This is a genomic window from Streptacidiphilus alkalitolerans (genome assembly GCF_042511045.1).
GTDB lineage: Bacteria > Actinomycetota > Actinomycetes > Streptomycetales > Streptomycetaceae > Streptacidiphilus > Streptacidiphilus alkalitolerans.
In genome coordinates, this window is the sequence record NZ_JBHEZX010000010.1 from 251569 (window position 1) to 268874 (window position 17306).

Here is a 17306-nt window from a genome sequence, read left to right on the forward strand (position 1 = left end):
TCCCGTCAATGGTTTCTATCCGATTCTTTGTGGAGGCAATTCCTCCGCGGCGGGCCGAGGGCCGGGCACCGCCGCTTCGTCCGCGGTCTCCCGGCGCGGGAGCAGTAGCGGGGTGGCCAGCAGCAGGACTCCGGCGGCGGCGATGGCGGTGCGGGGGCTGGTGGCGGCGGCCAGCAGGCCCCAAGCGGCGGTCAGCGCCGCGATGGTGGCGCTGCTGCTGATCGACCACGCGGACAGGGTGCGGGCGATCCGGTCGGGTTCGGTGTGGTTGAGTCGGTAGGTGGCCAGCACCGGGTTGAACACGCCGATGCAGGTGACCAGGCCGAGTTGGACGATCACGATCAGGACGATCCCGGGGGCACCGGGCCGGACGAAGGCCAGCCCGACCGGCCAGCAGGCGCGCAGCACCCCGGAGCTGCGCAGCACCCGGCGCTGCCCGAACCGCGCCACGAGTCCGGGCGCCATCCGTGAGCCGACCAGCCCGCCGATGCAGGGGGACGCGAACACCAGGCCGTACTGCCAGGGCGCGAATCCCAGGCGGCCCAGCAGCAGGACGGCCATGAGCGGTTCGGAGGCCATGATCAGGCCGTTGACCACGATCGTATTGAGGAACAGCGGGCGCAGCGCGGGGTGGGCGAGGAGGTAGCGCCATCCTTCGAGCAGGTCGCCGGCCCGCAGTCGCGGTGTGCCGGTCCGCGGCGTGGCGGGTGGGGTGGCCGGTGTCGTGGTCGGTGCCGTGGCCGGTGCGGTGGCCGGTGCCGTGGCGGGTGCGGTCCGCGCGGGGTGCGGTTCGGCGCCGCCGATGGCACGGATGCCCAGCGCCGAGAGCAGGTAGCTGACCGCGTCGGCCAGCACGGTCGTCACCGGGCCGAACAGCCCGATCGCGGCCCCGCCGAGCGGTGGTCCGACCGTGGTCGCGGTCCATGTCGTGGACTCGAACCGGCCGTTGGCGACGAGCAGGTCCTCCGGCGGCACCAACGCCTTCAGATACGCGCCACTGGCCGCCTTGAAGGCGATGTCGGCTGCTGCCACGACGACGGAGACGACCAGGAGTTGGGCGAAGCTGAGCAGGCCGAGCGCGAACGCGCCGGGGATGCTCATCAGCGCCGCGAACCGGGTCAGGTCCATCGCCACCATGACCGGCCGCTTGCGGCGGAACTCCACCCATGGACCGAGCGGCACCGCGACCAGCGCTCCCACCGCCCGCCCCGAGGCCGCCAGCGCCGCCACCTGGGCCGGCCCGGAGTGCAGCACCAGGATCGCGATCAGCGGGAACGCGCCGAACCCGAACCCCGTGCCGTACGCGCTGACCGCATAGGCGGCCCACAGCCACCCGAACCGCCTGCCCAGCGTCCGCCGACCCGCCATCCGCCACGCACCTCTCGCCGACCCGGACAACCGCCCGCTGACCACTGGCATCCAAGCGCCTGGCGGATGCCCGGATCAAACAACCGATCACCCGGGTAGGCACAACCCCTCGTTGTGCGCATGTCCGGATCGGCCGCTCTCAGGCAGTAACAAGCAGCCGCGACATGAGGTCGACGAACTGACGCCGCTGGGCAGCGGTCAACGGTGCCAGCACGGCTTCCTGGATCTCGTCGACCATGGCGTCCAGGTCGCGAAGAGTCTCCAGGCCCTGCGGTGTCATCGTCACGATGTTGCGGCGCTTGTGGTCGGGGTCGACCCTGCGTGCGACGAGGCCGCGTGATTCCAGCGCGGTGAGCGCGGCGGTGACGTCGCTCCGGTCGATGCCGGTATCGCGGCCGAGATCGGCCTGGCTCGCGGGCCCCCACTGCTCCAGCGCGGCGAGCAGCCGGTAGTGGTACCCGCGCAGGCCGTTGCCCTTGGCTTCGAACCCGGCGGCGAGCAGGGCCGTGGTGTGCGCGTAGGCGCGACTGATGAGCCAGGTGGGACGGTCCTTGAGCCGATCCGGCGTACGGCCGGGCTGAACGGGGTGCGCAGACATGGCTTCAGGCTACCAATTGTGGGTACGGCCAACATCACCTATGTTGGTACTGCCAACACTGACCGAGCCAAGGAGATCCAACAATGAGCACCCCGCCCACCCCGCCCGCTGACCCCGGTCGCATCCTCGTGGTCGGCCGCAGCCCCGGCGTCCTGGTCGCCACGGTCGACATCCTGCGGGCCAAGGGCTACACCACTGACGCGACCAACCAGTTCGACCGTGTCCTCGACGACTACGACGTGGCCGGCCTCGACGTCCTGGTCTTCGGCGGGATGGTCCCGGCCGACACCAAGCAGTACCTGCGCGAGGAAGTCTCCAGGCGCAACCCGCGGGTGAGCATCGTCCAGGGGCTGGCCGGCATCGCCGGTGTGATCGCCGCCCAGGTCGAGGCCGCCGGCTCCGAGCAGCGGGACGACCCGGCCGGTGTGGAGATCGCCTACGACGAGGCCCGCCGGTGCGTGCAGCTGGTGTTGAAGGAATCCGCGCATGTCACCGTCGAGGCGCTGTGGGCCACATCCTTCACGCCGCCCGAGCCCAGGAGCACCTCGATGCAGGTCTTCGACGGTGCTCTCGGGGCCGGGTTCCACGTGGTCCCGCTGCCCGACCAGGTGCCGTCCGAAGCCTCCTACGCCACCGTCGCCGTCGACGACCTGGTCCGCGTGTTCACGGTCGGCGCGATGCCCGACGCGGTCACCCGGATGGCCCCTCGGTCGGCGGACGACACCCGCCTCCCCGAAGTCGACCGCGTCACCACGACCGGCGACGATCACGGACGGGGGGTTGGTCGCTGAGCGTGAGCGAGGCGATCCCGCTTTGCGGGTGATGTCGTTTCGCTGTGACGACTAGCGATCGTGCGGAACTGCGGGGCGGGTCACCGGTACGACGGTCAGGAGGGTTTCCAGGCCCTTGAAGTCGTCGGGGTTGGTGGTGAACAGAGGGAGGTCCTCGGAGACGGCGATAGCGGCAATCATCAAATCGCCCACGCGCCTTCGCGGTTTCCGCCCCGCGCCGATCACGGCAGCACAGATCCGACCGTAGATGCGTGCGGCCTCGGTGTCGAAGGGAATGGGGTCGAACTCGTTCTCGGCGCGTTGGAGGACGTCGAGTCGGCGGGCCCGCTCCGCGTATTCGTCGTAGTCGGCCTGTTCCTCGTTCCGCCGGACCTCGTGCGGTCCGGCGGACAACTCCGCCAAGGTGATCGCGCTGATGGCCATCTCAACCGGCAGTTCGGCCGGATCCACCCACCGGCGCAGGATCATGATGTTGGTGTCGAGCAGACCCCGCTCGTGCTCAACGGGCATAGGGGTCGTCCGTCTCCTGTGCGGCCGTGGCGTCCTGATCTGCCCGGAAGGCATCCAGGGAGATCTCCGGTGCGCTGCGCGACATCGCGGCGAACTCCGCCCGAGGAACGAAACGCCTGCGGCGCTTCAGCGGGATCAACTCCCCGATGCGGTGGCCGTCACGGGTCACTATGAACGACTGCCCGGCCTCGACAGCGTCCATGATCTCTCTCGACCTGCTGCGCAGGTCCCGCTGGGTGATCTCCGGCTGTGCTGTCATGCCACCAGGCTAGCGAGGTGTGCTACCAAGTGCTACACGGTGGCGCAACGCGTATGCCGGCTCTCAGCACTCGATGACGTTGACGGCCAAGCCGCCGCGACTCGTCTCTTTGTACTTGACCTTCACGGTACCGGCGTACGTCATTAGGTCGCTGACCTGCGGATTTCATTGGGATTTCGACGAGCTAGGGTAACGCCAGGGACTTCTCGGGACTTTTTGCCGAAAGCCGGTGCGATTCAGCTGTCCTGGCCTGGAGGCCCCGCTCGCCCGTCTGCGGCATGAAGTGAGCGGAGTGGCCCAGGGTGATATTGGGCGAGGCATGGCCCAGCCATTCGGAGAGGCTGACGACAACTCGTCCACCGGGACCACGCCGGTGCTCGTGCACAACATCGACTGCGGCCCGGCCCTGAAGGCAGCTATATCAGTGCCGGGACTCAGCTCGCTGTGGACCGATTCGAACCGGTTGACGATCGAGGCGGCCCTCGGCGGCAACCTGGTGAAGGGCTATCCGTACATCGACATCTGGGACGCCGAGACCGCCACCGCCACCAGCGTCAAGTCCATCAAGCTGCGTGCTGACAGCCATCGGCTCCCGAACTCCTACGTCACCTCGACGGGCAAGAGGTATGTCAACGACATGGTCAACTTCAGGCGGAACGGCACGCCACGTAGTGATCCAGCGCTCAGTCCTGACATGGTGAAGAACTACGTGCTCAGGCTCGCCTTCCCGGACGGTGCGACGGCCGATCAGCTCGTCGCCCTACAGAAAGTGGTGGGCTATGGCGCCCAGAACGGGATCACCGTGTTCCTGCATCCGATCATCGGGTGAACTCTGATGACCGAAGCCACCGCACTGATCGGCACGCGCGAAAGCCTGCAGCGCGACGACCGGCGAGGCAGCGGGGCGGATCCGTTGTTCGTTGAGCTGCCGCAGGGATTTGTGCTGGTACCGCTCGATGAGGACGCCTGGAGGGTGATCGGCTCTGCGCTCACCGACGATGACGAGGTGGCCGCGAGCCTGTCACGGCTCCTTGCGGTCATGCTCGGCGCGGCGGGACTGCGCCAGGATGTACCCGGCTCGGTCGCCTACCTGGAACTGGACCAGTTCCACCAGTCCGGGTGGGTCGCCCTGGACGGGACTGTCGTCGAGGCCCTCGTCACCGACTTCGACGGCAGCCAGTTGCTGACGCCGGAGACGGACTGGGCCTTCAACCGCCTGCTCCGCCGCCTGGGCGTGCGGGCGGGGGACGGCACCGACGAGTGCACGGCGGTGGGCCTGACCGAGTACCTGGGGGAGCAGGCCTGAACGCCACGACATGAATCTGACCTGGGTCACGGAGTCTCCGGCCGTCCCGGAGGCCCCCCGTCCAGGATCTGGAGCTGGTCAGGACCTGCTTCCTGGAGACCTCAGCACTCGATGACGTTGACGGCCAAGCCGCCGCGACTCGTCTCCTTGTACTTGACCTTCATGTCGGCGCCGGTTTCCTTCATGGTCTTGATGGCCTTGTCCAGGGAGACGTGGTGGCGGCCGTCGCCGCGCAGCGACATGCGGGCGGCGGTGACGGCCTTGACCGCGGCCATGCCGTTGCGTTCGATGCAGGGGATCTGGACCAGGCCGCCGACCGGGTCGCAGGTGAGGCCCAGGTTGTGCTCGATGCCGATCTCGGCGGCGTTCTCGACCTGCTCCGGGGTGCCGCCCAGCACCTCGGCGAGGCCGCCGGCGGCCATCGAGCAGGCGGAGCCGACCTCTCCCTGGCAGCCGACCTCGGCGCCGGAGATGGAGGCGTTCTCCTTGAAGAGCATGCCGATCGCCCCCGCGGTCAGCATGAAGCGGACGATGCCGTCGTCGTCCGCGCCGGTGATGAAGTTGGTGTAGTAGTGCAGGACGGCCGGGATGATGCCGGCCGCGCCGTTGGTGGGGGCGGTGACGACCCGGCCGCCGGCGGCGTTCTCCTCGTTGACGGCCATGGCGTAGAGGGTGACCCACTCCATCGCGTTGGCCGGGCTGATGCCCTCGACCCGCAGCGCCCGGGAGGCCGGGGCGGCGCGGCGGCGGACCTTGAGGCCGCCGGGCAGGATGCCCTCCTGGTTCATGCCGTTGCGGACGCACTCCTGCATGACCCGCCAGATCTCCAGCAGTCCGGCCCGGATCTCGGCCTCGGTCCGCCAGGCCTTCTCGTTCTCCAGCATCAGCGAGGAGACCGAGAGCCCGGTCTCGGCGGCCATGCGCAGCAGGTCGGCGCCGGTGCGGAAGGGGTACTTCAGCACGGTGTCGTCGGGCTTCACCCGGTCCGCGCCGAGCGCGTCCTGGTCCACCACGAAGCCGCCGCCGACCGAGTAGTAGGTCTTCTCCAACAGCGGTGCGCCCGCCGCGTCGTAGGCGCAGAGGGTCATCCCGTTCGCGTGGTACGGCAGCGACCTGCGGCGGTGCAGCACCAGCTGGCTGTCCGGGTCGAAGTCGATCTCCTGGGCGCCGAGCAGCCGCAGCCGCTTGGCCGCCTTGATCCGCTCCACGTCGAGGTCCGCCTGGAGGATGTCCACCGTCCGCGGCGAGTTGCCCTCCAAGCCGAGCAGCACCGCCTTGGGCGTCCCGTGCCCGTGTCCGGTCGCGCCGAGCGAGCCGAACAGCTCGGCCCGGACGGCGGTGGTCTGCGCCAGCACGCTCTCCGACTTCAGCCGGCGGGCGAACATCCGGGCCGCCCGCATCGGGCCGACGGTGTGCGAGCTGGACGGCCCGATGCCGATGGAGAAGAGATCGAACACGCTGATGGCCACGGTGACGCCCTTGTCTGGTGGAGGGTGCGGTGAGCAGTGGGGACGTGCGGCGGGGCACCGCGCCCACTGGTCCAGTGTGCGCGATGCCCCGTGCAAACTATTCGGAATATGCTGGTCTGCCCCTTTTGAGGGCTGCGGCTCCGAGTGCTGCAGGCCGGGTACTACAGCTCCGGGTACAGCGGGTGCTTGGCGGCGAGCGCGGTGACGCGCTCGGTCAGCGCGGTCCGGGTGGCGTCGTCGAACGAGGGCTTCAGCGCCTCCGCGATGATGTCGGCGACCTCGGTGAAGTCCTCGGCGCCGAAGCCGCGGGTGGCCAGCGCCGGGGTGCCGATGCGCAGCCCCGAGGTGACCATCGGCGGACGCGGGTCGAAGGGCACGGCGTTGCGGTTGACGGTGATGCCGACCGAGTGCAGCCGGTCCTCGGCCTGCTGGCCGTCCAGCTCGGAGCTGCGCAGGTCGACCAGCACCAGGTGCACGTCGGTGCCGCCGGAGAGGACGGACACGCCGGCCTCGGTGAGGTCCGACCGGGTGAGCCGCTCGGCCAGGATCTTGGCGCCTTCGAGGGTCCGCTGCTGGCGGTCCTTGAACTCGTCGGTCGCGGCGACCTTGAAGGCCACCGCCTTGCCGGCGATGACGTGCTCCAGCGGGCCGCCCTGCTGGCCGGGGAAGACCGCGGAGTTGATCTTCTTGGCCCACTCGGCCTTGGACAGGATCACCCCGCCGCGCGGCCCGCCGAGGGTCTTGTGGGTGGTGGTAGTGACGACGTCGGCGTAGGGCACCGGGTTGGGGTGCAGACCGGCCGCGACCAGGCCGGCGAAGTGCGCCATGTCCACCATCAGCAGCGCGCCGACCGAGTCGGCGATCCGCCGGAAGGCGGCGAAGTCGAGCTGCCGCGGGTAGGCGGACCAGCCGGCGATGATCAGCTGCGGCTGGTGCTCCTTGGCGAGGCGCTCGACCTCGTCCATGTCGACCAGGTTGGTCTCGGCGTCCACGTGGTACGCGGCCACGTTGTAGAGCTTGCCGGAGAAGTTGATCTTCATGCCGTGGGTCAGGTGGCCGCCGTGGGCCAGGTCCAGGCCCAGGATGGTGTCGCCCGGCTTGATCAGCGCGAACATCGCGGCGGCATTGGCGGACGCGCCCGAGTGCGGCTGGACGTTCGCGGCCTCGGCCCCGAACAGCGCCTTGACCCGGTCGATCGCCAGCTGCTCGATCACGTCGACGTGCTCGCAGCCGCCGTAGTAGCGGCGGCCGGGGTAGCCCTCGGCGTACTTGTTGGTGAGCACCGAGCCCTGCGCCTCCAGCACCGCGACCGGGGCGAAGTTCTCGGAGGCGATCATCTCCAGGGTGGACTGCTGGCGGTGCAGCTCGGCGTCCACGGCCGCGGCGACCTCGGGGTCGAGCGCGTGCAGGGACTGGTTCAGAACCGTCATGGTGTGTGTTCCCTCAGGGGTGCGGCGCGGAGCGCCTCAAGCAGGGGTCTCAAGCAAGGGGGGTCGGGTGGACCGGTGGCGGCGGGGTCAGGCGCCGGTGTGGGCGGCGTACTCGTCGGCGGTCAGCAGGCCCTCCGGGGTCCCGGCCAGGCGGACCTTGAACAGCCAGCCCTCGGCGAAGGGCGCGGAGTTCACCAGCGCGGGGTCGTCCACCACGGCCTGGTTGGCCTCGACCACCTCACCGGTGGCGGGGGAGTAGAGGTCGCTGACGGACTTGGTCGACTCCAGCTCGCCGCAGGTCTCGCCCGCGGTCACGGTCTGGCCGACCTCGGGGAGCTGGACGTAGACCACGTCACCGAGGGCGTCGGCGGCGTAGGCGGTGATGCCCACGGTCGCCACGCCGTCCTCGACGGCGGTCAGCCACTCGTGTTCCTTGCTGTATGTGAGGTGCTGGGGGTTGCTCATGGGGTGATTCTCCAGGATGAGAGGCGGTCGGGGCGAAACGGACCGAATTGCGGAAGCGGGCAGCTCAGCGCGAGCAGCCCGGAAGCGGGCAGCTCAGCGGGCGCGCTTGTAGAACGGCAGGGCGACGACCTCGACCGGCTCGTGCGTGCCGCGGACGTCCACGGCGACGGTGGTGCCGGGGACGGCGTGGTCGGCGTCCACATAGGCCATGGCGATCGGCTTGCCGAGGGTCGGCGACGGGGCGCCGGAGGTGATCGCACCGATGACCGAGCCGTCGGTGGCCGAGACCACCCGCATCTCGGCCCGGGGCACCCGGCGTCCGGCGGAGACCAGCCCGACCAGCACCCGCGGCGGACTGGTCACCGCCTCGGCGGCGGCCTTCTCCAGCGCCGCGCGGCCGACGAAGTCGCCGCCGTTGGTCGTCTTGTCGAAGCGGACGACCCGGCCGAGGCCGGCGTCGAAGGGGGTGAGCGAGGTGGTCAGCTCATGCCCGTACAGCGGCATCCCGGCTTCCAGCCGCAGGGTGTCCCGGCAGGAGAGCCCGCAGGGGATCAGCCCGGCGGACGAGCCGGCGGCGGACAGCGCGGCCCACAGCTCCGCCGCGTCGCCCGGGGCGACGAACAGCTCGAAGCCGTCCTCGCCGGTGTAGCCGGTACGGGCGAGCAGCGCCGGGCGGCCGGCCACCGTGGCCGGCAGCGAGGTGTAGTACTTCAGCCCGGGCAGGTCGGCGTCGGTGAGCGGGGCCAGGATCGCGGTGGCCTCCGGGCCCTGGATCGCGATCAGCGCGTAGGCGTCCCGGTCGTCCCTGACCGCGGCGTCGAAGCCCTCCGCGCGGGCGGTCAGCTCGTCCAGGACCAGCTGCGCGTTGGAGGCGTTGGCGACCACCAGGAACTCGGTCTCGCCGGTGCGGTAGACGATCAGGTCGTCGAGGATGCCGCCGTCCGGTGCGCAGATCATGGTGTAGCGGGCCTTGTTCACGGCCAGCGCCGAGACGAAGCCGACCAGCGCGTGGTCCAGCAGCTCGCCGGCGCCGGGGCCGGTGACGGTGATCTCGCCCATGTGGGAGAGGTCGAACAGGCCGGCCCTGGTGCGGACGGCGTTGTGCTCCTCGCGCTCGCTGCCGTAGCGCAGCGGCATGTCCCAGCCGGCGAAGTCGGTCATGGTCGCGCCGAGGGCGCGATGGACAGAGTCGATGGCGGTCGAACGCAGGCTCATCAGAACAGCTCCTAAGCTCTCAAGGACATGCTGCAGCAGGGCTCCCGCTCTGTCGCTGCGACCTGAGAGCTTCACCACGTCCCCGCGGACCCGCGCGCGGCGCACGGGGCGCGGACGGCGGTGGGGGAGCGGCTTGCACCGTTGGTGGGCCGGGCACGCGCTCCGGGGAGCGCGCCGACCACTTTCCAGATGTGCCTCGCCCGTGCGGTAGCTGTGCCTGAGAGATTCCGGGGAGGGCTTGCTCCTTCGGCGCCGACTGCGTCCCCCAACCGAGATCGTTGCGATCGGAATCGTTGCGATCGGAGGGGACGGCCTGGCTCTCCCGCGCGGGCTGTAACGGCCGGTGTTCAGTTGTGGTGGGGCGCCGCCCATCATGGCATGCCTGCGGTGGAGTCGGCGGCGCGGTCTCCGCGTACCCGGGCGTGCCGCGGCTCCGGCCGGATACTGTTTCCAGCTGTCGGAACAACGGCGCAGAACGGCACAGCGAACGGTGGGAGCGGCAGATGCAGTACCCGACGATCCCGGCACAGGCGCAGGGCTGGCCCGCGAACGAGCTGGAGCGGGTCCTGGTCGCCGCGGTCGGCGACCCGGGCGCGACCCCCCGGGTGGTGGAGGTGCTGCGCCGCAGCCAGGTCTGGGTGCCGCTGCCCGGCGGGGCCGGCCACGACGCCGGGACGCTGGCGCTGCCGACCACCGAGCTGGCGGGCCAGCCCTTCGTGCCGGTGTTCAGCTCCGAGGACCAGTTCCGCCGGATCGCCGGGACCATGCCGTTCACGGTGGCCCCGGTGCGCGAGCTGGCGCAGGGGATGCCGCTCGGGGTCGGCATCGTGGTGAATCCGGAGGGCGCGGTCGGCATCCCGATCCCGGCGGCCGGAGTCGCTGAGCTCTGCGGCGGCGGCCATGGCGGCAGCAGTGCGAACGAGGCCGCCGAGCACGAGGCGGCGCGCGTCGCCGCGGCCGGCGCCCGGGTCGGCCTGCGGCTGCCCGAGCCGTACGAGGAGCCGGTCGAGTTCCTCACCGCCGCGATCGGTGAACTCGCCCGCACCGACGTGGTGCTGACGGCGCGTCGGGCGCTGGCCCAGGTCGAGGGCGACGCCGAGAAGCTGTTCGTCGGGGTCGAGCTGGACCGCTGGCAGCCGGAGGACCAGGACGCCGTGGTCCAGGCGCTGGGCCGGGCGCTCGGCGCCGTGCCGCTGCCCTGGGGCCTGGACGTGGTGCTGCTGGACTCGGCCCAGGATCCGGTCGGGGACTGGATGCTGGTGTCCGTGGCGCCGTTCTTCGAGCGCGCCCCGTCCGAGTACCTGCCCGGGTACTAGGCTGACCGTTCGAGCAGCGGCCGGAGCAGGGCCGGGGGTAGGGGAGAGAGTGGCAGTGGTCGAGTCAGGCGGTGCCGCGGGCGGCGGGGCCGCCATCGAACAGGTACTGCGCGAGGTCGTGCCGGGGCGCTTCGACACCTATGAGTCCCTGCTCCACGCGGTCGCCGAGGGGCAGGTGTGGATGCTGCTCTGGCACGGCGAGCCGGGCCGCCCCGACGCCCAGTACGGGAACATGGAGGTCGGCGGCGCCGGCTACGCGCCCTGCGTCACCTCCCCCGAGCAGCTGGCCGCCAGCGGCTGGAGCCGCGCCCACCAGGTCAGTTCGGGGCGTGAGATCGCCGCCGCGCTCTACCGCGAGCGCTGGGGCCTCTGGCTCAACCCGCACCAGCCCGGCGGCGGTGTCGGGCTGCCCTGGGCGGATCTGCGCCGGATCGCCGGCGGCCTGGACCGGCTGCCGGCCGGCCCGCTGCGGATCAGCGAGCCGCAGGTCGCCGCGGACCAGTTCTACGCGCTGCTGAACCAGGCCGCGCACGGCACGCCCGCGGTCCGCTCGCTGCGCCGGGCCTGGGTCGAACCCGCCTGGGGCACCCCGTATCTGGTGATCGGTCTGGATTTGTACGACTCCAGCCCGCCGGCCGTCGAGTCGGTCCGGCAGATGATGCAGCACGCCCTGTCCGGGGTCCCCGAGGGCGTGGCGGTGTCGACGGTCGCGATGTCCGACCCCTTCGACCCGGTGGCGCTCTGGCTCCAGGTGCGCGCCCTGCCCTTCTTCGAGCGCCCGGTGGCCGGCGGCGGGTACGGCTACCCCCGGGTCTGACCCGGCGTCCGCCCCGGGCCCGACGGCCCTGACGATCATTCAGCCGGTAGCGCTCTGTGACATATCGAAATGGTCTCGAAGCGCCCGATTCAGGCCGTCCGTATCGGGGTGACACCCACTTCAGTGGTGTCAGATATGCGCCTGACCTGCGGGAACGTTATCTGCACGCGTAGATCTGAGTGGCGGGGTCCGTGTAACAGGCGTGTGAAGAGAGGTATTCGCAGGTCCCGGGCATGTATCGATGCAGATCACGGTTAGGCAACCTTTGAGTAGGGGGTCTGGCGGAGGCCCTATTCGGTGTTGAAGAGTGGCGCCGCGAGTGGTGGGTCGAGGCTGCCTCACAACTTGCACGCACAGTACGACTTTCGACCGTTACCCCGGACCGGAGTGGTGCAGCTGCGGGACGGGGGTGAGTATGTCCGGTTCGTCCGGCCGACTTGAGTTTTATCCACTTATGCGACTAAAAATAGGCATTCGAACGCTTTGTCAGTGAACGCCTGACTTATCGTCACCGCAATCTCGTTCCAAAGCACTTGGCACCAACTGTGAACTGCGACCTCGTCGGTCGGTCCGCGTCCCGACCGGGACTCACGACCAGGCGGGTCGACCGGGCACCGTGTGCCGGTCACCACCGGCTTGGGGGTCTATCCACTCATGACTGCGCCACTTCACGACTCCGGCACCGCGACTCTGGAGGTCGAAGCCGACCCCACGATCGCCCCGGGGAAGATCGTCGGTCGCTCACCCGGCCGGATCGCCTGGGAACGCCTCAAGCGCGACAAGGTCGCCCTGGGCGGCGGGGTCATGGTGCTGCTGCTGATCCTGGTCGGCATCCTGGCGCCGCTGCTGACCGCCCTCGAGGGGCAGAACGCCGATGACTTCCATCCCAAGGAACTGGACTTCGGCGACATCGGCATCGGTCTTCCGCGCGGCTCGCTGGGCGGCATCAGTGCCACCCACTGGCTCGGCCTGGAGCCGAGCACCGGCCGCGACATCTTCGCCCGTGTCGTCTACGGAGCCCAGATCTCGCTGATTGTGGCCTTCGGCGCGGCCCTGCTCGCGGTGATCATCGGTGTGCTGCTGGGCATGGCCGCCGGCTTCATGGGCGGCTGGGTCGACACCGCCATCAGCCGCAGCATGGACGTCCTGCTGTCCTTCCCGCAACTGCTTTTCTCCATCGCGCTGGTCTCGGTGGTCCCGGACAAGATCTTCGGTATGGGTGGCAGCACCCCGAGGATCTTCGTGCTGATCTTTGTGATCGGCTTCTTCGGCTGGCCCTACATCGGACGCATCGTCAGAGGGCAGACGCTGTCCTTGCGCGAACGGGAGTTCGTCGAGGCGGCCCGCAGCCTGGGCGCGGGCCAGGTGCACATCCTGATCAAGGAGCTGCTGCCGAACCTGGTGGCGCCGATCCTGGTGTACACCACGCTGATGATCCCGACGAACATCCTCAACGAGGCGGCGCTGAGCTTCCTCGGGGTGGGTGTGAAGCCGCCGACGCCCTCGTGGGGGCAGATGCTCTCGGATTCGATCACGTACTACACGATCGATCTCCCCGACCTGCTGATCCCGGGCCTGGCGATCTTCATCACCGTCCTCGCCTTCAACCTGTTCGGCGACGGGCTGCGCGACGCCCTGGACCCGAAGGGCAACTAAGACGTCCGAACCTGGCGCCGACGGCCCGGGCACGGCACTTTCTCACCCCCCGACCAGGAATTCCAGTCCTGGTCACACTCGGAGGTTGACAGCACATGAAAAAGCAGACAATGGCTATCCTGGCCGTCGGCGTGGCCGGACTCATGTCCGTGACCTCCGCCTGCGGTGGCAGCAAGGGCGGCGGCAGCAGCAGTGCGCCGTCGAAGTCCGGCAACGGATCGACCTTCAATGCCGCGGCGACCAGCATCGTGAACCCTTCCACCAAGAAGGGCGGCACGATCCACCTGCTGAGCACGCAGGACGTCGACTCGCTCGACCCTGCGATCGGCTACTACGCCTTCGTGTGGAACCTGCAGCAGCTCTACACCCGCACCCTGGTCGCCTACCCGATGAAGCCGGGCCAGGCCGGTCTGCAGCTCGCCCCCGACCTGGCCTCGGCCATGCCGACCATCTCGGCGGACGGCAAGACCTATACCTTCAAGCTGAAGAGCGGCATCAAGTTCGACGACGGCGCCCCGATCACGTCGAAGGACATCAAGTACGGCATCGAGCGCACCTTCGCGCAGGACGTCCTGCCCGGTGGCCCGACCTACCTGATCGCCGACCTCGACGAGGGCCAGAAGTACCCCGGCCCGTACAAGGACACCGACCCGAACAAGATGGGCCTGAAGTCGGTGGAGACCCCCGACGACAGCACCATCGTGTTCCACCTGGCCGAGGCCAACTCGGACTTCATCTACCACCTGGCCATGGGCTCCGCCTCGCCGGTCGAGCCGAGCAAGGACACGGGCGCCAAGTACGCCCAGGCCCCCGAGTCCAGCGGCCCGTACAAGATCGCCTCCTACGCCCCGCAGAAGTCGATCAAGTTCGTCCGCAACCCCAACTGGGACCCGTCGACGGACAACATCCGCACCGCGCTGCCGGACGCGTACGACTTCACCATCGACACCAACGCCGATGACGTCGACAGCCAGCTGCTGGCCGGCACCGGTGACATCGACGCCGGACAGCGCGGCGTGCAGACCGCCGCCCAGGCGAAGATCCTCACCACCCCGTCGCTGAAGGCGGACGCGGTGGACGCCCCGGCGGCGACCATCCGCTACATCTCGATCCAGACCAAGGTCGCGCCGTTCGACAACGTCCACTGCCGCAAGGCCGTGGAGTACGCGACCAGCGGCACCGGTCAGCAGACCGCGCGTGGCGGCAAGTGGGCCGGCGCCCTGGCGCTGAACATGCTGCCCCCCACCGTCGCGGGCTACGACAAGTACGACCCGTACAACCTGGCGGCCGGTCAGTCGCAGGTCGACAAGGCGAAGTCCGAGCTGGCCCTCTGCGGCAAGCCGAACGGCTTCAGCACCGTCATCGCGGCCCGCAGCACCAGCCCGAAGGACGTCAAGCAGGCCGTCTCGCTGCAGAACGACCTGAAGCAGGTCGGCATCAAGGCCGACATCTTCCAGTACGACGGCTCCAAGTCCAGCTCCACCGTGGGCGCCCCGGCGATCATGCACCAGAAGGGGATCGGCCTCAACGTCTTCGGCTGGGGATCCGACTACCCGACCGCCTCGGGCTTCCTGAGCGTCCTGATCGACGGCCGCCAGATCCTGCCCGCCGGTAACAACAACTACAGCGAGATCAACGACCCGCAGATCCAGGGCTGGCTGATCGACGCGGCGAAGAGCACCGACCCGGCTGTCTCCGCTGCGGACTACACCAAGATCAACCACCGGGTCATGGACCTGGCGCTGTACTTCCCGGGTGTGGTCGAGCAGTCGCTCAACTACTACAACCCGCGCCTGACCAACGTGCAGTTCTCGGCCGCGCTCGGCATGATCAACTTTGCCTCGCTCGGCACCTCCGACGGCAAGTGATTTCACTTCACCTGTAGTAAGTACAGCTAGACCGAAGGGCAGGTGAAGGCAGGACTCGGCCGGCCGCCGACCCCACAAGGGAAGGCGGCCGGCCGGTGGCCGGGCCGATCGCAGTGCTTCTCTACCTCTTCCGGCGACTCACGCACGTGGTCGTCATGCTGCTGGTGGTCTCGATGATCACCTTTGGCGTCTTCTTCATGGTGCCGAAGATCACTGGCACCGACCCCGTCATGCTCTATGTCGGCAAGAACGCCAACCCGACGGCCATCGCCGGCCTCCGGGTGAAACTGGGGTTCGACAAGCCGCTCTACGAGCAGTACGGCCTCTACGTCAAGGGGATCGTCGCCGGTCGGCACTACAACAACGGGCCTGACAAGACCTACTGCCCGGCCCCCTGCCTCGGCCTGTCCACCCAGGACAACCGGCCCGTGTGGAACACGCTGACCGGCGCGCTGCCGGTCACCGCCTCCCTCGCCGCCGGCGCCGCCGTCATCTGGCTGATCTTCGGTGTGGGCACCGGCATCCTGTCCGCCCTCCGCAAACGCAGCCTGCTGGACCGGGTCACCATGGTGGCGGCCCTGGCCGGTGTGTCACTACCCGTGTACTTCACCGGCCTGGTCTGCTCGGCGATCGTGGTCTACAAGCTGGACTGGCTGCCCAACAGCAGCGGGATCAGCTTCGGCGACGACCCGGTGACCTGGTTCCAGGGCATGCTGCTGCCCTGGATCACCCTGGCCTTCCTCTTCGCCGCCACCTACGCCCGGCTCACCCGCGCCACCATGCTCGACGTGATGGGCGAGGACTACATCCGCACCGCCCGCGCCAAGGGCCTGGCCGAGCGGGTGGTGGTGGGCAAGCACGCCATGCGTTCGACGCTGACCCCCATCCTCACCATCTTCGGCATGGACCTGGGCGGCCTGCTCGGCGGCGCGATCCTGACCGAGAACGTGTTCAACCTGCACGGCCTCGGGTTCTGGGCGCTGGTGGGGATCCAGAAGAACGACCTGCCGATGATCATGGGCGTCACCCTCTTCGCTGCCTTCTTCATCATCATCGCCAACCTGGTCGTCGACCTGCTCTACGCGGTTGTCGACCCCCGTGTGAGGCTCGCATGAACATCCGCAAGAACACGTCCGCGGAGGACCGCAGCGACCTGGTCGACCTGGGTCCGAGCAGCCCGCTGCTCGCTCCGCCCACCGCGTTCCTCGATGTCCGCGACCTCCGGGTGCACTTCCCCACCGACGACGGCGTGGTCAAGTCCGTGGACGGGCTGAGCTTCAGCCTGGAGCGCGGCAAGACCCTGGGCATCGTCGGCGAGTCGGGCTCCGGCAAGTCGGTGACCTCGCTGTCGATCATGGGTCTGCACCGGGCCGCCGGCAAGACCCGCGGCGCCCGGATGACCGGGGAGATCTGGCTCGACGGCAAGGAGCTGATCGGCGCCCATCCGGAGGAGGTCCGCAAGCTGCGCGGCCACCAGATGGCGATGATCTTCCAGGACCCGCTGACCGCGATGCACCCCTTCTACACGATCGGCCAGCAGATCATCGAGGCGTACCGGGTGCACCACCCGGACGTCAGCAAGAAGGCGGCCCGCGAGCACGCCATCAACATGCTCGACCGGGTCGGCATCCCGCAGCCCAACAGGCGGGTGGACGACCACCCGCACCAGTTCTCCGGCGGTATGCGGCAGCGCGCGATGATCGCCATGGCGCTCTCCAACGACCCGTCCCTGCTGATCGCGGACGAGCCGACCACCGCGCTGGACGTCACCGTCCAGGCGCAGATCCTGGACCTGATCCGGGACCTGCAGCAGGAGTTCGGCTCCGCGGTCATCATCATCACCCACGACCTGGGCGTGGTGGCCGAGCTGGCCGACGACATCCTGGTGATGTACGGCGGCCGCTGTGTGGAGAAGGGTCCGGCGGACCAGATCTTCACCGCGCCCGAGCACCCCTACACCTGGGGCCTGCTCGGCTCGATGCCCCGGATCGACCGGGAGATCCAGGAGCGGCTGATCCCGGTCCAGGGCAACCCGCCCAGCCTGATCAACCTGCCGACGGGCTGCGCCTTCCACCCGCGCTGCCCCTACGCGGGACGCACCGGCGGACAGTCCGAGACCGAGGTCCCGGAGCTGGTGCAGACCGGCCCGAACCACTCGGCCGCCTGCCATCTGCCGCTGGAGACCCGGCACCAGATCTTCACCGAGGAGATCGCCCCCCGGATCTAGCCGCAACGCTG

17 protein-coding genes and 1 riboswitch are annotated in these 17306 nt (G+C 69.2%); of the genes, 9 read left to right on the forward strand and 8 right to left on the reverse strand.

What is annotated here, in order from left to right; genetic code table 11:
• Window positions 1-15: 15 nt before the first annotated feature.
• A complete protein-coding gene (locus ACEZDG_RS23445) occupies window positions 16-1368 on the reverse strand; it encodes an MFS transporter (protein ID WP_380512729.1) in 1353 nt (450 codons plus the stop codon).
• 139 nt (window positions 1369-1507) lie between these two features.
• Window positions 1508-1966 carry a MarR family winged helix-turn-helix transcriptional regulator gene (locus tag ACEZDG_RS23450; protein ID WP_380512731.1) on the reverse strand — a complete coding sequence of 153 codons (459 nt, stop codon included), beginning with the start codon at window positions 1964-1966 and terminating at the stop codon, window positions 1508-1510.
• 83 nt (window positions 1967-2049) lie between these two features.
• Here ACEZDG_RS23450 and ACEZDG_RS23455 point away from each other — a divergent pair, with 83 nt between their 5' ends.
• On the forward strand, window positions 2050-2757 hold the full coding sequence (locus tag ACEZDG_RS23455; protein WP_380512733.1) for a hypothetical protein: 708 nt from the start codon (window positions 2050-2052) through the stop codon (window positions 2755-2757).
• Window positions 2758-2808: 51 nt separating this feature from the next.
• Here ACEZDG_RS23455 and ACEZDG_RS23460 read toward each other — a convergent pair whose 3' ends face one another.
• Both ACEZDG_RS23460 and ACEZDG_RS23465 read right to left on the reverse strand, forming a co-directional pair.
• Window positions 2809-3267 carry a type II toxin-antitoxin system VapC family toxin gene (locus ACEZDG_RS23460; protein ID WP_380512735.1) on the reverse strand — a complete coding sequence of 153 codons (459 nt, stop codon included), beginning with the start codon at window positions 3265-3267 and terminating at the stop codon, window positions 2809-2811.
• Window positions 3257-3526 (reverse strand): type II toxin-antitoxin system Phd/YefM family antitoxin, encoded by a 270-nt coding sequence (locus tag ACEZDG_RS23465; protein WP_380512736.1) that lies wholly within the window; start codon window positions 3524-3526, stop codon window positions 3257-3259. The genes ACEZDG_RS23460 and ACEZDG_RS23465 overlap by 11 nt, the downstream gene beginning before the upstream one ends.
• Window positions 3527-3845: 319 nt before the next feature.
• Here ACEZDG_RS23465 and ACEZDG_RS23470 point away from each other — a divergent pair, with 319 nt between their 5' ends.
• Both ACEZDG_RS23470 and ACEZDG_RS23475 read left to right on the forward strand, forming a co-directional pair.
• Window positions 3846-4355 carry an endonuclease toxin domain-containing protein gene (locus ACEZDG_RS23470; RefSeq protein WP_380512738.1) on the forward strand — a complete coding sequence of 170 codons (510 nt, stop codon included), beginning with the start codon at window positions 3846-3848 and terminating at the stop codon, window positions 4353-4355.
• A gap of 6 nt (window positions 4356-4361) precedes the next feature.
• On the forward strand, window positions 4362-4832 hold the full coding sequence (locus ACEZDG_RS23475) for a hypothetical protein (RefSeq protein WP_380512740.1): 471 nt from the start codon (window positions 4362-4364) through the stop codon (window positions 4830-4832).
• 101 nt (window positions 4833-4933) lie between these two features.
• Here ACEZDG_RS23475 and ACEZDG_RS23480 read toward each other — a convergent pair whose 3' ends face one another.
• The 4 genes from ACEZDG_RS23480 to gcvT all read right to left on the reverse strand — a co-directional run bounded on the left by ACEZDG_RS23480 (window position 4934) and on the right by gcvT (window position 9411).
• Window positions 4934-6301 (reverse strand): L-serine ammonia-lyase, encoded by a 1368-nt coding sequence (locus ACEZDG_RS23480; RefSeq protein WP_380512742.1) that lies wholly within the window; start codon window positions 6299-6301, stop codon window positions 4934-4936.
• Window positions 6302-6462: 161 nt separating this feature from the next.
• Window positions 6463-7731, reverse strand: a complete 1269-nt coding sequence (glyA, locus tag ACEZDG_RS23485) for a serine hydroxymethyltransferase (RefSeq protein WP_380512744.1) — start codon at window positions 7729-7731, stop codon at window positions 6463-6465.
• 87 nt (window positions 7732-7818) lie between these two features.
• Window positions 7819-8196 (reverse strand): glycine cleavage system protein GcvH, encoded by a 378-nt coding sequence (gcvH, locus tag ACEZDG_RS23490; protein WP_380512746.1) that lies wholly within the window; start codon window positions 8194-8196, stop codon window positions 7819-7821.
• 93 nt (window positions 8197-8289) lie between these two features.
• Window positions 8290-9411 (reverse strand): glycine cleavage system aminomethyltransferase GcvT, encoded by a 1122-nt coding sequence (gcvT, locus tag ACEZDG_RS23495; protein WP_380512748.1) that lies wholly within the window; start codon window positions 9409-9411, stop codon window positions 8290-8292.
• Between the two features lie 195 nt (window positions 9412-9606).
• Window positions 9607-9746, reverse strand: a riboswitch (glycine riboswitch).
• A 168-nt stretch (window positions 9747-9914) separates the two neighbouring features.
• On the opposite strand from gcvT, the gene ACEZDG_RS23500 reads away from it, so the two are divergent.
• The 6 genes from ACEZDG_RS23500 to ACEZDG_RS23525 all read left to right on the forward strand — a co-directional run bounded on the left by ACEZDG_RS23500 (window position 9915) and on the right by ACEZDG_RS23525 (window position 17295).
• The gene (locus ACEZDG_RS23500; protein WP_380512749.1) at window positions 9915-10727 is read left to right on the forward strand and encodes an enhanced serine sensitivity protein SseB; all 813 of its coding nucleotides are present in this window, start codon (window positions 9915-9917) and stop codon (window positions 10725-10727) included.
• A gap of 55 nt (window positions 10728-10782) precedes the next feature.
• Entirely contained in the window at window positions 10783-11544 is a 762-nt protein-coding gene (locus ACEZDG_RS23505) for an enhanced serine sensitivity protein SseB C-terminal domain-containing protein (protein ID WP_380512750.1), read from the forward strand.
• A gap of 654 nt (window positions 11545-12198) precedes the next feature.
• Window positions 12199-13200: an ABC transporter permease gene (locus ACEZDG_RS23510; RefSeq protein WP_380512752.1), complete on the forward strand. Its 1002-nt coding sequence runs from the start codon at window positions 12199-12201 to the stop codon at window positions 13198-13200.
• 110 nt (window positions 13201-13310) lie between these two features.
• Complete coding sequence (locus ACEZDG_RS23515; RefSeq protein WP_380512754.1) at window positions 13311-15068, forward strand: ABC transporter substrate-binding protein; 1758 nt, start codon at window positions 13311-13313, stop codon at window positions 15066-15068.
• Window positions 15069-15181: 113 nt separating this feature from the next.
• A complete protein-coding gene (locus ACEZDG_RS23520) occupies window positions 15182-16183 on the forward strand; it encodes an ABC transporter permease (RefSeq protein WP_380512853.1) in 1002 nt (333 codons plus the stop codon).
• Entirely contained in the window at window positions 16180-17295 is a 1116-nt protein-coding gene (locus ACEZDG_RS23525; protein ID WP_380512755.1) for an ABC transporter ATP-binding protein, read from the forward strand. The genes ACEZDG_RS23520 and ACEZDG_RS23525 overlap by 4 nt, the downstream gene beginning before the upstream one ends.
• Window positions 17296-17306: the final 11 nt, after the last annotated feature.

What these genes read in the sequence shown, in the direction of transcription:
- gcvT (WP_380512748.1), bottom strand. Translation starts at nt 9,411, where the DNA reads ATGAGCCTGCGTTCGACCGCCATCGACTCTGTCCATCGCGCCCTCGGC.
- ACEZDG_RS23460 (WP_380512735.1), bottom strand. Translation starts at nt 3,267, where the DNA reads ATGCCCGTTGAGCACGAGCGGGGTCTGCTCGACACCAACATCATGATC.
- gcvH (WP_380512746.1), bottom strand. Translation starts at nt 8,196, where the DNA reads ATGAGCAACCCCCAGCACCTCACATACAGCAAGGAACACGAGTGGCTG.
- glyA (WP_380512744.1), bottom strand. Translation starts at nt 7,731, where the DNA reads ATGACGGTTCTGAACCAGTCCCTGCACGCGCTCGACCCCGAGGTCGCC.
- ACEZDG_RS23500 (WP_380512749.1), top strand. Translation starts at nt 9,915, where the DNA reads ATGCAGTACCCGACGATCCCGGCACAGGCGCAGGGCTGGCCCGCGAAC.
- ACEZDG_RS23525 (WP_380512755.1), top strand. Translation starts at nt 16,180, where the DNA reads ATGAACATCCGCAAGAACACGTCCGCGGAGGACCGCAGCGACCTGGTC.
- ACEZDG_RS23475 (WP_380512740.1), top strand. Translation starts at nt 4,362, where the DNA reads ATGACCGAAGCCACCGCACTGATCGGCACGCGCGAAAGCCTGCAGCGC.
- ACEZDG_RS23455 (WP_380512733.1), top strand. Translation starts at nt 2,050, where the DNA reads ATGAGCACCCCGCCCACCCCGCCCGCTGACCCCGGTCGCATCCTCGTG.
- ACEZDG_RS23450 (WP_380512731.1), bottom strand. Translation starts at nt 1,966, where the DNA reads ATGTCTGCGCACCCCGTTCAGCCCGGCCGTACGCCGGATCGGCTCAAG.
- ACEZDG_RS23465 (WP_380512736.1), bottom strand. Translation starts at nt 3,526, where the DNA reads ATGACAGCACAGCCGGAGATCACCCAGCGGGACCTGCGCAGCAGGTCG.
- ACEZDG_RS23510 (WP_380512752.1), top strand. Translation starts at nt 12,199, where the DNA reads ATGACTGCGCCACTTCACGACTCCGGCACCGCGACTCTGGAGGTCGAA.
- ACEZDG_RS23445 (WP_380512729.1), bottom strand. Translation starts at nt 1,368, where the DNA reads ATGGCGGGTCGGCGGACGCTGGGCAGGCGGTTCGGGTGGCTGTGGGCC.
- ACEZDG_RS23470 (WP_380512738.1), top strand. Translation starts at nt 3,846, where the DNA reads ATGGCCCAGCCATTCGGAGAGGCTGACGACAACTCGTCCACCGGGACC.
- ACEZDG_RS23515 (WP_380512754.1), top strand. Translation starts at nt 13,311, where the DNA reads ATGGCTATCCTGGCCGTCGGCGTGGCCGGACTCATGTCCGTGACCTCC.